Source organism: Flavobacterium chungangense LMG 26729 (genome assembly GCF_000735715.2).
Classification (GTDB): domain Bacteria; phylum Bacteroidota; class Bacteroidia; order Flavobacteriales; family Flavobacteriaceae; genus Flavobacterium; species Flavobacterium chungangense.
Genome location: NZ_JASY01000023.1, coordinates 12,247 through 28,398, shown reverse-complemented (window position 1 = coordinate 28,398; position 16,152 = coordinate 12,247). Strand labels below are relative to the sequence as shown.

The 16,152-nt window shown below is 34.3% G+C and carries 11 protein-coding genes; 1 reads left to right on the top strand and 10 read right to left on the bottom strand.

What is annotated here, in order from left to right; translation table 11 throughout:
- Positions 1–33 precede the first annotated feature (33 nt).
- From JE46_RS21845 to JE46_RS21815, 7 genes are all read right to left on the bottom strand, one after another.
- Complete coding sequence (locus JE46_RS21845; RefSeq protein WP_031457420.1) at positions 34–897, bottom strand: T9SS-dependent choice-of-anchor J family protein; 864 nt, start codon at positions 895–897, stop codon at positions 34–36.
- Between the two features lie 72 nt (positions 898–969).
- Complete coding sequence (locus tag JE46_RS21840) at positions 970–2,280, bottom strand: hypothetical protein (RefSeq protein WP_031457419.1); 1,311 nt, start codon at positions 2,278–2,280, stop codon at positions 970–972.
- A 430-nt stretch (positions 2,281–2,710) separates the two neighbouring features.
- Positions 2,711–5,944 carry a TonB-dependent receptor gene (locus JE46_RS21835; protein WP_031457418.1) on the bottom strand — a complete coding sequence of 1,078 codons (3,234 nt, stop codon included), beginning with the start codon at positions 5,942–5,944 and terminating at the stop codon, positions 2,711–2,713.
- Positions 5,945–6,081: 137 nt separating this feature from the next.
- A complete protein-coding gene (locus JE46_RS21830) occupies positions 6,082–6,930 on the bottom strand; it encodes a FecR family protein (protein ID WP_031457417.1) in 849 nt (282 codons plus the stop codon).
- A 214-nt stretch (positions 6,931–7,144) separates the two neighbouring features.
- Entirely contained in the window at positions 7,145–7,723 is a 579-nt protein-coding gene (locus JE46_RS21825) for an RNA polymerase sigma factor (protein ID WP_031457416.1), read from the bottom strand.
- A 343-nt stretch (positions 7,724–8,066) separates the two neighbouring features.
- Positions 8,067–10,034: a RagB/SusD family nutrient uptake outer membrane protein gene (locus JE46_RS21820; protein ID WP_031457415.1), complete on the bottom strand. Its 1,968-nt coding sequence runs from the start codon at positions 10,032–10,034 to the stop codon at positions 8,067–8,069.
- 12 nt (positions 10,035–10,046) lie between these two features.
- Positions 10,047–13,139 carry a SusC/RagA family TonB-linked outer membrane protein gene (locus JE46_RS21815; protein ID WP_031457414.1) on the bottom strand — a complete coding sequence of 1,031 codons (3,093 nt, stop codon included), beginning with the start codon at positions 13,137–13,139 and terminating at the stop codon, positions 10,047–10,049.
- Positions 13,140–13,244: 105 nt separating this feature from the next.
- Between JE46_RS21815 and JE46_RS24645 the strand changes: the two genes are divergently transcribed.
- Entirely contained in the window at positions 13,245–13,373 is a 129-nt protein-coding gene (locus tag JE46_RS24645) for a hypothetical protein (RefSeq protein WP_262494113.1), read from the top strand.
- Here the strand turns inward: JE46_RS24645 and JE46_RS24160 are convergent.
- From JE46_RS24160 to JE46_RS24330, 3 genes are all read right to left on the bottom strand, one after another.
- On the bottom strand, positions 13,366–13,536 hold the full coding sequence (locus tag JE46_RS24160) for a hypothetical protein (protein ID WP_157505974.1): 171 nt from the start codon (positions 13,534–13,536) through the stop codon (positions 13,366–13,368). The genes JE46_RS24645 and JE46_RS24160 overlap by 8 nt on opposite strands.
- A gap of 1,016 nt (positions 13,537–14,552) precedes the next feature.
- Entirely contained in the window at positions 14,553–14,891 is a 339-nt protein-coding gene (locus JE46_RS21805) for a hypothetical protein (RefSeq protein WP_031457412.1), read from the bottom strand.
- A gap of 20 nt (positions 14,892–14,911) precedes the next feature.
- Entirely contained in the window at positions 14,912–15,817 is a 906-nt protein-coding gene (locus tag JE46_RS24330; RefSeq protein ID WP_167343460.1) for a hypothetical protein, read from the bottom strand.
- Positions 15,818–16,152: the final 335 nt, after the last annotated feature.

Below are 16,152 nucleotides of genomic sequence, written 5' to 3'. Positions count from 1 at the left end.
TGGCAGCTTATACTCAATAAAGTACTGCCTATTTTATTTTTTAATAAATTTTATTGTTTGTGACCTTGTGCCGTTTTTTAAAACTAGAAAGTATAATCCCTGCGATAAATCGCCTACAGTAATGTTTTCGTTATTATAAACTGTTTGCTTTGCCAAAGTTCCTCCTGCATTATAAATTTGTACAGAAGTGGTGCCTGCCTCATATTGATCGCCTAATTGCAATTCTAAATTTTCTGCTACAGGATTTTGTTTCAGGAACGAAGCATTTTTATCCACTATTTGATCTTCAATACCTAAGTTTCCTCCGGCTGTTATGGTAACTTTATCTATTTCTAATCCAAAAAAATTAGAATTTTCAGCTGGTTCATTTGCTATTGCGATATAAACTGTTGCCTCTCCTGCAAATTGAGAAATATCTACCGTGTAATCCTGAAATTCTTCTTCATCCACCGTTTGTCTTAATAAAGTGACTGTACCTAAAAGTGTAAATGTATCCGGATCTGTCGAAGTAGATCCATACACCAATACATTTTGATTGGAATCATAAATCATGGTTTGTGCATTTAAAACAAGCTCTACTTTTTTTCCTGCATGCTGAGATAAATTAACAACAGGTGTAATAGCCCAGTTCTCCACAAAACGACTAATTGTTTCAAGTGTATTTAGATCTGTTACGTAATTTCCTAAAATACTAAAATCTCCATCTACAACTGTACTGCCACTTTCATCCAGATTTACATTTTGTCTGGCTATCCACTTTATTCCATCCTCATCCCTGTCCAATAATGTCCAGTCGGATATATCTGCATCATTAAAATCATCTTCCCATACCGTTACCTGTGCCGATGAAATTGCAGAAATTATAGTAAACATGCCTAAAAGTATTATTTTTTTCATTTTTTTATTTTTAAAACATGGGCAGAAATTCTGCCCATGCTGAATTAAAATATTTAATTAATTAACCAATTATTAAAAATTAGTAAACTTAGTCCAGGTATTAGTCCAGTTAGCCTCAGTTTTAAATGCACCTGTTGATCCTGTAAAATTTAAGGTACCATTATTAAAAAATGGCTGAGTAAGACCCCATGCAGTAGCAGGGTTTGCAGTTGATGTACTGTTTCCTAATCCAGCAATTGAAGTACCTGCAGGCAATACAGGATTATCAAAACCATGAATAGAAATTCTAGTCCATGATGAACCACCTGGTAAAGATGGGCTATCCCATCTGATACCAGAGTTGTAACCTGTAACCGTTGCATCTATAAGGCTAATTTGTCCTAATCTGCGTACATGTATGGCATTTTCGTATACATCTGCTGCTGTAGTAGAGCTTACCCCAATGATAGATAATTGATTAAGAACCGGACGTGTGATAATTGTGGTAGTAGTTCCTCCAGGATTATTATCTAATTCAATACCATTAGAATCCGGAACTGCAGGAGTACCACTTGTACTATGCGTTGAACTGCTGTTGGCAATTGCGATCGCTTTTGTAATTGTTCCTGTATAACCAAGATCAAAATCAAAGTTATCATCGTCAGCTGCAAAGGAAACTAAATGAGTAGCATTTACTCTTCCTCCAAAAAACTCAAAAGAATCATCCTTACCGTACGATACCTGAATATGATCCACAACTGTAAGTGCACCAACTCCACCAAAAGTTAAACCGTTTATTTCGACATCATTAGATAAAACACGTCCAGCAAATTCGATACGAACATAATGTAATGCCCCGGCATTGTGGGTATTACTAGTCCCTCCGTAATAGAAATCAGACACATTAGGCTGATCACCTAATCCTTCAACAATATTAGTAGCAAGACCATTGTTTACCGGGTCATCCCCTAAAATAACAACACCTCCAAAATCGCCAGGAGCAGCAACGGTATTAACATTGCCATCTAATAAATTATAACTTGTAAAAATAACCGGTGCATTTACTGTACCCTGAGCATCGATTTTACCTGTTTTAGTAATAACAAGGACTCCTGTAGCAACTCCGGCAGCTAATGGTTTTGCTTTAATAAAAGTACCTGCTTCGATTGTTAATGTAGCACCAGATTTTACACGTACTACACCATCAATCTCCCAAACTTTGTTGCTTGTCCAGGTAGTGTTTGTTGTAATATCACCACTTACAGTTTCAACTGTTGCAGGATATCCCGAATAATCAGCACCGGATGCTTTCATTGAAAAAGAAGAATCCGTAGATGACGCATCATCATTTTGGCAAGAACCCATAACCAGAGCTACCATTGCGAACATAAATAATTTTTTCATAATAATTTAATTATTGCTATATTTGCCGCTAATACATTAGGCCTTTGGAGAGAGCAGCAAAATATCTTTCCTTAGGTCTTTCTCTTTTTTTGGTAAAATCTTCTAATAAACAATTCCTGCTTTACCATCAGGGTTTATACCTACTTTTCCTTCTTTCACTCATAGGATTTTTTTAACGCAGTGAAAGGTTTGCTTTCCATCTTTTTTATTTTTTTCATTAAAACAAGTACTCTTATTCTTTTGAAGAAATTATTAAAGAACATTATTAAAGTATTTTTTTTATTTTTTGCTTCATGCACTAAGCAAAAAGAAATCCAATACTTATAACTATATACATTAGCTTTTCAAAATTTAAAATATCATCGCTTTTTTTATTGTTAACGGTTTCTTAATCTGCCTGATTTAAAATGTACAGCATCTTTACATTTGCTTAAAATGAATAGTTAACCGATAAGCTTATAGTCCTGCCATTTTTAGCTTTAAACATTTCCTGATCCATGTTTTCATCGTATTTATCTGTTGCTTCGGCTCCCAGACTTCTTTTCTCCCTTGGCGGAATAGTTCCGGAAGCAGCGTTATCATTTATTTTACTGTAACTGTTGGTATTATTGTAAGTTTCTATACCAGAATCAAACAAATTTTTCAGGCTGCATTTTAACTCCAGATTTCTTTCCTTAAAAAATTTGTAGCTTATTTGAGCATCAGTTATAGCATAGGGTTTACGAATTTCCTCGGCGTCATAATCATATCCTACCAGCAGGTATTGATCTCCTACTGCATTGTACCTAAGGCTAAAGCCTAATCGTTCCCCAACATAATCTAAGCCTATGTTGTAGCTGTAGGGCGACTGACCATACAAAGGTCTATTTGCCTCATAAGTACCTCCTGTTCCGTCTAAATTTTTATAGGATATTACCTTTGTTGCATTTACGGTTGCGTTTCCGTATAAAAACAGGTCTTTTAGGGTTTCTCCTTCCCCTAAAAAAGAAAGGCTTTTGTAAAATTCTAATTCAAGACCCCAAAGTTTTGCATTGTGAGAATTCATATTGAAAATTTCCCTTACACCCGAAGTATTCAAGGCACTAACACTTTCAATCGGATTGTCTATGTTTTTATGATATACTCCAAAGGACAAAATTTCACCACCCGAAGGAAACCATTCCATTTTAAAATCATAGTTATTGGCTACACTCGAAACCAATCCACCTGTATTGTTATATATAAAAGAAGAACGAATTGGGTCATAATACGGCATTGCCAAACGTTCTGAAAATTGAGGCCTCAAAACAGACCTATTATATCCTAATCGTATATTCATTTTATTGACAGGGCTAATGATTAAGCTGGCTGAGGGTAAAAATTGCCATATTTTTTCATCTTTTTGTTCCTTATTAAAATCACCGGCAGATATAGACTGACTCTCAATTTGTGTGTATATATAGCTTTCTGCTCTGCCCCCCCACACAAATCTTAAAAACCGTCCCATTTTATTGTCCAGCATTAAAAATGGCGAATGTACTTTTATATCCCCAACATACCGATTCCCATATTTACCAAAAGAGGTCCAGCCAAAACCTCCATAATAATAATTTGAGCCGTCTAAATATTTGGCCAAAGAGCCATAAATATCTACTCTGTCTGTCCCCTGCCCAACGACTGCTAAAAGGGCCGAATTCTGTTGATTAGTAGCTTTTTTATAAGTCCCGAAATAACCTGTTTTGATATCGTTTGTAAACGCATCACTAAAATTAAAGGAGTATTTAAAATTAATGTCGCAATTATAATTCACTTCATCATTCGTAAAATTGCTTCTTTTAATTAAATCATCAGAATTATAAACTGTGTAAACAACCAGCTCATCATCGCCAACCTTTCTCTTTGCTGAGCTTAAAAATGTTGCATCTTTGGTATCTTTTGTAACATTTCCATACGCACCATACCAATTGATTTCGAGTTTTTCAAATTTGTGATTTCCTTCAATTTTATTCTGGATAAAAGTGGTATAAACCGGATAATTGGTTTCTGATGTCCCGGCAAGTTCACTACCATTTAATATATTTTCAATGCTATTACCCTGAGTCCAGCCTGTAATCTGGGTTAATTGATTGTTATATATATGCATTATCGTATTGCGGCTTGTAATTTTATGGTTGTCTAACTGAATTGCCGCATTAAACATACCGCCCAATGTGGAGGTATAATTATAATTGGCCCCTGAATTCTTAAAGCCATATTTTGTAAAAGTAGAGTATGTATTAGCATCGTTTTCGGCTAAAAACTCCGAATTAATTTTATAACTACCTCTCTGGGTATGCTCGATATCCAGTTTTTCCTGTGTATTCTTAAATATAAAAGATCCTGTAAATCCCCATTTGTTATTTTCTTTTAATTTGTAAACCCGCCCTATACCAAATTGAAGTGTGGTACCCGGAGCCGCATACGTTTTATAAGTGGTAAAATTATCATGATTGAATTGCTTTGAATTCTCAAAAAATTCACCAGAAGCCTCCTCACTTTTCGGAAGATCATAAAGATTAAATTTATTAGGAAAATCACGTCGTCCGTCATCAAAACCCAAATAGTCGTAATCGCCTTCCTGTTTTGTTAATCGTTCTTTAAAGGTGCTTCGGCTGTTGTAAGAAGTGCTTATAGAGAAATTGGTAAAATTTTCTTTAGGAATATCCTTTGTTTTTATCTCTACATAACCGCCTGCAAAATTGGCGTACATATCCGGAGTTGCTGATTTGCTCACTACAATACTCTCTACAATTGAAGTAGGGATTATATCAAAAGAAAAATTTTGCTGGTAGGCATCTGTACTTGGTAATACAATACCATCCATGACAGCCTGATTCCATCGTTCGCCCATAGAACGCACTACTACATATTTATCCCCAATTGTAGTAACACCCGTGATGCGTTTTAGTGAACTCGCTACATCCCTGTCCGGTGTTCTGGCAATCTGCTCTGCCGAGATACCATCAGAAAACTGTGCTGCCTTTTTTTGCTGCAGCAGCATTCCTTCAACAGAGGCTGTAGCTTTTTTATAATCCTGAACAATTACAACTTCTTTTAATGATTGAGCATCTTCTTTTAATGATACCACTAAAGGCGTTTCCTGCTCTTCAAATACTTTTATGCCCGTAATTTTTTGGGTCTGAAACGAAATAGCACTTAACTCAACGGAATATTCGCCCGGTTCCAGTTCTAAAACATAATGACCATCAATATCAGATTGCACTCCATAATTTAGTCCTGCAACTTTTATATTTACACCCGGCAGTGACAGTCCGTTAACATCCACTACTTTACCGGTTATTTTTCCTTTCTTTTTTTTTTTGTCTGTATCTTTACTATTTACGGCTATGTTATTTGCATTTCTTCTAAAATTTAGGCTTGTCAGATTTTCCAGATCCGTCAAAATTTCATCAATAGAAACATTTTCTTTTTTTAAGGTAACAAGAGGTAAACTAAGATCCAGATCTTTTTGATAAACAAATTGATACGGAGTCTGAGATTTTAAATTATCTATAATTTTTTGAGGCGACGCATTTTTAAAATCAACCGATACTGTTCCGGTTTGTGAATAAATAATTTGTGTTCCCAACAGGAAACCGAAAAACAAAATCCAAATGGCAAATTGCCTGGAAAAATCATTGTTCATAATTGATAATTATTAGTTATTATATTTAATTTTAATATGCTATTTAGGGTTAATTCATTTCGGTCATTTTAATACTTTATCATCAGCTCAAAATATATTAAGCTGAGAGATATGTAGATAATGATATGTTTAGCTAATTATTGACTAATTAAATAAGTATTATTTCCGGTAGGTTTAATTTTAATTTCTAATGCAAACGAAATGGTTTGAAGTGTTTCGTAAAAACCTTGTCGGGTATCGAGAGTTCCCTGCATTTTAAGATTCTTTAAATTTTCGTCTACATAATTTACGTTAAAATCATAATCCCGTTTTAAGGTGGCTACAACTTGTTCGAGAGTCAAGTCATCTACATATATTAGAACTTTTTTATATGCCGGTTCTAAAACATTTGCTTTTTGCTTACTAAGTACGGCTGTTCCGGAGCCATAAATTGCTTTATCGCCTTTTAAAAGTAAAACACTGTTTTGCTCACTCTCTACTTTTACCTTCCCTGTTCTTACGTTTACTTCGGGTTGACTGTTACTGTAGGCCCTAATATTAAATGAAGTTCCTAATACTGTAGTCTTTATAGCTCCTGAACTAATAATAAAAGGATGTGCTACATCGCGCTTTACTTCAAAAAAAGCTTCTCCTCTTAAAGTTACATTTCGATATTTTCCTGAAAATTTAGAAGGATATTCAATTTCTGAATTCTCATTGAGCCAAAGACGGGTACCGTCAGGTAAAATCACAAGCCTAATATCCTTTTCAAATGTTTTTACGAAAGCAGTTTGATTTTTAGCATAATGAAACTGATTGAAATTATAATATCCTGTAATAGAAATAATGAATACAGCACAAGCGACGGCGGCCCAATTATAAAGTTTTTTATATTTATCAATTGTATTCTTCCGTATATTATTCCACATACGGGCATTTACTTCGCCAGGAAGAATCCCTCTATTTGGTATGGCATTCCATTCTTCTCTTAGTTTTCCGGATCTCATTTATTAGCATTTAGCATTTGGAAATTTACATTCGAATCTTGTCGATTCAACTACATTAGATTTCCAATGTTTTAAATATCACGGACTGACATTACTATTAATGTTTTCTTAACAAAAGAGACGATTTAATGTAGTCAATGTAAAGTAAAAAGCATTTTAAAAGTTATAACAAAGAGAAAGTTTACTGGTTAAGTAATCAACTTAGGATGCTTAATTATAAAATATTTTCTGATTGATTTATAAGAAATAAAGCAAACCAATAAAGTTCATGGTTTTTGACTGAATTCTTTTTAAGAAATTGCAATGTTTTAGAAATTTGATTTGCCACCGCACTTGGTGACATATCCATTTCTAATGCAATTTCTTTGTAACTGAGATCTTCAAATTTATGAAGATTGAATATTTTTCTCCTTTTTGCAGGAATTTTGTTCAGCAGATATTCTATTTTTTCCAATTTTAAACTGATATCATCATCAGATTCAGACGCACTGTCTAACTCTTTTATCAACTGATCATTTTCAACTGAAAAAATTCGGTTTTGTTTTTTATACCATTTCGAAATTTCCTGTTTCGAGCTTTTATATAAAACTGCTTCTAAATCTGTGTTTGAGTCTAATTTTGTTCTGTATTTCCAGAGATGAATAAACACATTTTGCGTCACATCTTCTGAGTCTGCAAGTTGTGCAGTATATTTTTTTACAAAGCAAAATACTTTAAAATGATATAAATCATAGATTTCTCTAAAGCAAGAATCATCTCCCTCTCGTAACCTTACTATCAAATTAGAGCTCATAATGTAATTTTAATCGTTAAAGAAGATGCTTACAAAAGTATAATAAACCTTAATTGAAATTATTTGTCTTTTATTCATTTAATAATTTATTAATATTGCCCCTATTTAACTACTTTGAGCGATTTTTATATCCTAAACTCCTTAAATTTAACAGGTCGAGTTATTCTAACACAATTATCTTCTGAACTATTCAATTGATAGAAAAACATTCTTTAAACATCAATTGCCAGGAAACGTTTTAGCATAAATATCAAAAAGCCGAAAGAAAACTCCCGGCTTTTATCTAACTAACACTAAACACTTATAATCTTCTAAAACAAATTTGAAATTCTATCATTTTCTATTAATAACCCGGATTCTGATATTTTACTTTTTCATCGGCAGACATTTCCATGCCATCCAATTGACTAGTTGGTATTGGACGCAGATAATCCTTTGCCGTAATGGTACGTGTGAATATTTTTACAGAGTGATCTTTCCAGTCATTCGGATTTGTTGCCCCCGCTATGGTAAATGAATTTCCGTACTCTATCCAATTTTGTGTGCGGGTTAAATCGTACCAGCGGTAACCTTCACCAAAATATTCACGGGAACGTTCAGCTAAAATATAATTAATATCTATAACTGCCGGTGTTGCAGCAACGAGGGCAGCACTATTGTCCTGCACCTGAGCTACATTTGCTTTATTATTAAAACTCCATTTACCAGCTCTTGCACGAATAACATTGATTAAATCTCGAGCCGTTTTACCTCCCTGAACAATTGCTCCTTTTACAGCTGCTTCAGCCGCAATAAAATATAATTCAGAAAATTTAGCCACAGGAAAAGGGCGTGTACTACTTCCGTTAGGAGATCCCAATCCTGTTCCGTTATCTGTACGATATGGCCCCAATTTCCAGTTTCCGGGATAACATATTCTTGAAATAACTCCAGGTTCAATTACGAAATCAGCTCTTCCTGGCAATACTCCTGCTCCTATAGAACTATTATAAACAGCATTAGAATAATCAACTCCTGAAACATCTGTATCCAGAAACGTTACTACCGGATCTCCATTGGCTATGGGTAAAAAATTTGCATTGTATAAAGTTGCAGCGGTGATTCCGGCCTTAGCCCAGTTTCCTCTATATGATGTTGTAAAAGTTCCATCATAACGAGAATCATTTGTTTTATCTGCAAAAGTATTTTTAAATACTTCAATAGGCGGTGCCAACATTGTCCATGGGCGTCCTAGCGATTGTACTGCTTCACGCTGAACAGAACTTACTGATAACCAGATTGTTTTACTTGTAGAACTTCTAACACCTGTATAGTTAAATTGTTCAAACCAGCCTGCAAAATAATCTGTACTAAAACCACCTCCGCTGTAACTTAGATCCCCACCATTATAAATTGCACTGGATTGTGTATGATCTGCATAAAGTAACATTTCTTTATTACGGTCTTTTGTAGCCACATTTACCTCATAAAATGTTGGCTGTAACCCAAAATCACCCGGATCATTAATAGCTGTTACTGCTACATCATATGCCTGTTGAAAATACCATGCAGCATCGTGTCCATCAAGATCTTTTCGATCTGCTGCAGGATAAGTAGGGATATTTTTAGGATTTTGAAGCCACCATCCAAAAGTAAGATATGCTTTTGCCAAAAAAAGTCTTGCAGTCGTTTTGGTCAGCCCACCTGTAACACGACCAGCTACAGGTAAATCGGCAACCGCTTTGATAAGATCCGGAAAAATAGCTTTACTATACACTTCTGGCACAGTATTACGAACCGAATATCGGGATGTAGAAGAATTGAATTTTAGTTCGCCTGCTCCCAAATCAAGCGGCACGCCTCCATAGGTCTGCACTAATAAAAAATAATCAAAAGCACGAAAAAATCTGGCTTCGGCAATAAGTGCCGGTGAAATAATTCCAATAGCGGTTCCGTTTTCAATAACTCCACTGGCTGTATTAATGTTTGGAAATGCATTGTTCCAAACTGCACCGGTATTACTTGTTGCAGGATTTATAATTCCAACTCCGGAATAATCCAGATTTTTAATATTCCCATCTGAATTCTGTCCCCATGTTGATTCATCAGTAGCAATTTGTCCTACATTTAAAAAATATCCATTGCCATACATATAACGCAAGTGACCATACATAGAAGTTATCCCTCCCATTACACCTTCTGGAGTTGAAAAATAATCCGGTGTAAAAATAGCACGTGGTTTTTCATCCAATATATCATTTGTACAGCCAAAAAGTACCAATAAAAGTATTGCTGCACTTATACATGTTTTTATTTTTATATATTTTTTCATCTTTATTTAATTTTAGAATGTAATGTTAAGACCCAATATCAAATTACGAGATTGCGGCGTGTTGTACCCTACAGTTAGTAACCTGCTTAAATTTCTGGAATAGGCCACCGCCATATTTGCCCCATCATTGGCATACGAATTGGTTTCCGGATCCAAACCTGACAGTTTATGATATGGAGAATATATAACCCATGGATTCTGAATGGTGCAGTAAAGTCTTAGTCTTTCCATACCAGCCGTTTTTATCCAGTCTTTTTTAAGATTATAACCTAAAGTAATCGTTTTCAGTTTTACATAAGAAGCATCAAAATATCCTAAAGTAGAACCATATTTTGGATTATTGCTTTCTGTTGGCCCTCCCGGAAGCGGAAATTGTGCGTCGGTATTCGTTGGAGTCCAGTAATCTACATCGATCTGTCCTCTTCTTCCGTCATTAATATTAAGATAACCGTTTGAACCATAAAGTGTACTGTTTAAAATACCACCACTTTGAAAAATCCCGACAATTGACAAATCAAATCCTCTGTAGGCAACTCTGGTATTAAATCCACCCTGAAAGTCAGGATCAGCATTCATAACCTGTCTGTCATCAGCACCAATTAATCTTGTTGGTGTACCGTCAGCATTATATTCACCAGTGTAGGCCACTCTAATCATACCAGCTGCTCCTGCCGGTCCTTCATATTGTTTAGCTTCTGCATCAGTCTGCCAAATACCAACCTTCTTATAATCGTAAATTACATTAAGGGGCTTCCCTACAAACCACCAGTTATTTTTATCCTCTGTTGTTCCGGATGCCAAAGAAACCAGTTTATTTTTATTACTATATATATTAGCTCCTGCTTCCCATGTCCATCCATTGTAATTATCTAAAATAACTCCATTTAGTGAAAGTTCCCAGCCTTTATTTTGCGTTGCACCCACGTTTCCTACGTAACTGCTTACACCGGACGTTACCGGTAAATTAACACTTAACAGAAGATCTTTAGTATCTGTTGTATAATATTCTACTGTACCTGACAGACGGTTTTTAAAAATTGAAAAGTCAAGTCCAAAATTTGTTGTTATTGAATATTCCCATCCCAAATCAGGATTAGGCAATGTTGAAACATAATATCCTGTTGCATTTGTATTTCCAAAATTATAGGGTCTTGTGCTTAAATTTCCCAACGTAGCATAAGGAGCAACTGACTGGTTTGAAGTCTGACCGTAGCCTGCACGTAATTTTAGTGAATTAAGCCAATTAACAGTATTCATAAACGATTCTCTCTGAATATTCCATCCTGCTGACACAGCAGGATAACTATGCCATTGGTTAGAAGGCGCCAGCCTGGATGATGCATCAGATCGGTAAGTTGCGCTTATCATATAGCGATCGTCATAGGAATACATTCCGCGTACCATATAAGATACAAGACCGCTTTGTGTATAGTTTTGATTGTTTCCATCGATCGTAATATCGTTATTATCTCCTGTTGATGTCTGCCCCAGATTAAAATACTGAAAACCATCACCTGCAATATTTTTTCTTGAAATCGATGAACTGTTGTAAGATGTCTGCTCAGCAGAATACATTGCCAGTGCACTAACCTTATGCTTTTGAGCAAATGTATGATCGTAGTTTAACAAACTTTCTATAGTCCAGCTTGTAGTAAGGGCATTGCCTATAGAAGCTACATTAGGATTATTTACATTTGAATTAAAAACACCAATTCCCGTATAACTGCCTGTATTGCTTGTACGTAAATTACCTCCAATATTGAGTCTGACTTTTAATCCGTCAATTGCCGGAATTTTTAACTCGGCATAAGCAGAATTATAAGTCCCGAAAACTTTATTTCTATCAATCCATTTATCACCAAGATTTTTCATACTCGTTCTGGTGTAAACCCAGTTTTCGTCCTGAGGCATTCTTACCGTTCTTTTTAATGAGCCATCCGGATTGTAAGGATTTGCTATTGGTGACATGCTAAGAACCCCATACATTCCTAAACTGGCCCCATCTGTTATACTGTAATTATTATTTGATGAAAAACCAATACGAAATAGCCCAAGTTCCTGGTCTAAACCGGCACGAACAGAATAACGATTATATTCAGATCCCGGAATAACTGCTTCATCTTTATAATAATTAGCGCCAAAATTATAATTCACTTTTTCACTTCCGGCTGTAACCGCAATATCGTGACTGGTTACAATAGCAGTTCTGTAAAATAAATCCTGCCAGTCCGTATTTACATTATCTGCTTCATCAACACCATTTACTAAATTTTTTCCTGCGAGTTTTCGAAACTCAACATATTTAGGACCTTCCATCATAGGATATTTAACTGCTGTTTTATAACCTGTATAAGTATTATAAGTAATCTGTGCTTTCTGTCCTTTTGTTCCTTTATTACTAGTAACTAATATGACTCCGTTAGCACCTCTTGAACCATAAATAGCAGTAGCCGATGCATCTTTTAAAATATCAATGCTTTTTATATCGTCAGGACTTATGTCTGCCAATGTTCCGGAAAAAGGTATACCATCCAGAACCACGAGCGGATCATTTTCTGCTGTTAAAGATCTGGTGCCACGAATACGTACTTGCATCGTAGCACCGGGTTTTGTTGAAGTTTGTGTCATCTGAACTCCTGCCAAACGTCCCTGAAGGGCTTGTGTAACATTCGCAGAGGGTACCTCTCGCAAAGCATCTCCTTTTATAGATACTACAGACCCCGTAACTGCTTCTTTACGCTGCGCTCCGTACCCTATCACCACTACTTCCTGCAATGCATTTGAATTTTCCTCAAGCATCACATCTATTTTGCTTTTACCATCAACAGGTACTTCTTTAGTTTTTAAGCCTAAAAAACTAATTACAAGTATTCCATTTGAAGGAACATTGGTTACTGTATAATTTCCATCAAACCCTGTAACAACACCTGTTTTTGTGCCTTTAACATTTACATTCGCTCCCGGTATTGGTCCGTTTACATCAGATACAACTCCAGTAACTGTTGTTTGCGCTTTTGCTGTTATAGAAAACAAAAACATCAGGCCTAAAAACCCAAAACTCTTTAAGAGTTTTAATTTATTTTTATTAATAAATAAGTCAGTCATAAATAATTAATTTAGGTAAGTATACCCACTTTACACCGAATTTTTTAAAAACAAATTACTAATCTAATCCACTTATTTGAGTGGATTTTTTATTTATATAACATCATGGAAAATCAAACAGAAATTAAAGCAAAAGAAATCATTACTCTTTTAAAAGGATTAACTTTAAAAGAGGCTAAAGAGATTCTCAGAAAAGTAGAAGCTGATATTTATCAGTCAGTTAAAATTAACTAGAAGTATTAGAATCTATATAGCCTAGTTTTGTAACGACATCATCTAATTTATCTACTACATTACTCGCTTCATAATTCGATGCTAACTTACCTGATATCTCAGTAAGTTTATTACTAATTTCAACTAGTAAATCAATCATAGTTTGTGCTTGGTCTTCATCCATAATAGAAAATTTAAAAATTAAAAAAGAGCAAATAATATCTACCTGCTCTATAACTTAGTTTAAAAGAAGAACCAGAAGAATCGTAAATTGATATTCAGGTTAATCTTAAAAGCTTTGTTTCTGTGTTTGTTTTTGCGCATTGTTTATAAAATTTAGTATGATTCATAACATTAATTTTTTATGCGCAACACAAATCAAATATAAACATTTTACAAGTAGCTTAATACGTTAATTCAATTACCTTTATATAAAAGATGCACTTACAGTGTACAAATAGTGCATTAATAGTGTACAATTTATACATTTAAGTTGTACATTTGTGCAAGTCATTTGTATAGAGTTATGTCTTTCAAAAGCAAAATTATGGATTTCCATAATGACGCTAAAAAAGAAAACCCAGTAGCGTCAACTACTGAGTATCTTTTTAAATCTCATCTTATAAATGTAAGATGTAGTTAATAAATTCAACTATTACTTTTATTGATCCCGCAAAAGATGCAATATTTTTAATCATAGTAGTTGATTTTGTCCATTTGGACGGTTTAGGCGTAGGATTAATTTCTACGCGGTCTATTTCACAATAGTCCTGTTTGTTTTTCATAGTTTTATGAAATTAAGTTAAATAATAAATAAAGAACTTTCTAAAGCCTCTTACAATAGTAAGATTGGCTTTTTCTTTGTTTTGTAAATGTACCACATCCTTATATCACAGACAAGACCCTAATAGCGCCTAAGAAGTTAGTTATTAACATAGATACTAACAACTAATAAAACAATTCAGCACATATCACTAACAACAAAAGCCACTCTGTAATGAAGTGGCTTTTTTAATACTTAATATTATGGAAAATGAATTTCAAACAAATGAACCACTATATCAATCTCTAATTCAAATTATGAAAAAAGTAAACGAGATAGCAGTAGAACAAAATTTACCATTAAGGTTTTATGTAGACCAAGCAGGGCAACACGACCCTAATGTAAACTATATAATGTTAGACAAAAGCTCTTGTTTTTTATGAACGATTAGCCTGAATATCTGCAATAACATCGGCAGAATTTTCCTGTGACTCTAATATGAAAAAATAGTGAGGGTCAATGTATCTACTTGTATCCACATTTAAGAAATCACACAAGTCATTACAAAAAACTGCATGATTATAGGTTCTAAGCAGTCCTCCATTTAATACACTTGTTGTGGAGATTAAACAAATTAAATCCTTTCCTTCTAATTCGCTTTTATCAATTTCTTGAAGTCTAAATCGAAACGCAGGATAAGTGCCCGATATCCCTACTACCGTATCATTAGGAATTTTTAGTGTATAATCCTCGTTTTGGTATTTTAATTCACTCATATTTGTTTTGGTTTTAGTTATTATTTTTGCGGAAATACTTGACTATCATACTTTCCAATATTATAAACATATTTGCGTAGAAGTTTACCGTTGACAACGTCTAATAAAGTGACTAATTTAAAGTCTTCATCTATAAACACATTACCGTACGGAGTATCGTAAACATAATGTTTAAAATCTTGGTCATATCTTTTAAGCGTTAACTCTCTAATTTGCCACTTTGTAGTTGACTTTTTAAAATACAAAGCCTCTTTAGAAAGATAAAAATAATTTTCCGAATCAGTATCGACGTTTGTTACAATATATTCTCCATTCTTATTTGTAAACTCTCTTATCATGCTAACTTTATATCCACCGTAATATTTCATTAAAGGTGCTGTATCGATAGCAGTTCCCTTACTTGGAGTAAGGTCTTTTATAATTTCTGTTTTTAGGATATATTTGTAATTATCTGAAATCCATCTTATAATTGGCTCTGTATCAATACGTGAATAATCATAGTTTTTATCGTTTATTTGTTTAACAACTTCATTCTCAAATCTATGAGACAGGACTGATTCTGTATCACCGATTTTATATCTATAATAATCTACTGTACTCTTTACTTTTTTGTACCCTTCATTATATCTTGCTTGTCTAATTGCTTGATTCTTTTCATAGCGAGCCTGATTTGCCGCCAAAGCTCTTTCTAAAATTTGAAAGTCTATAGGGCTTTGTGGTTCGTTATATTGAGACACACGAGGGTCGGGAGTATTAGTATTAGTGTATTCCCATGATTCAGTTAGGGAATTATATCCTTTATAGCCAACAAGATTACCGCTACTATCTGTATAATCATAGCGACTATACAAAGAGTTCCATTTTTCAGAGATAGTTTGAGAATAAACCGAAGTGCATAAGAACAGAAGTAAAAGATACTTTTTCATAGGTTTTAGATTTAGTATCACTAAAACCCTAAGTGAAATTGTTGTACAAAAAAGCGTGGGTTTGTAACCGTACCAAGAATCGGGGTTCTGGACAAACCTTGCACCATGATAAGTTACGCCCACGCCGTAGCATGAGCATAGTCTTATTATCGTGTGGTGCTTTTGAAATTGTCCAGATTTCGATACCATGATAATAGCTAACGCTAATATTTTAATCAGCAGTAAAAGTAACAAATTCTTCTAAAAGTAAGTAATTTGTGACTGCAAAATATCCTAAGTACATTTGTATTCAGGTCTTTAACGAATAAAAATAGCATTTAATTACACTAATATTT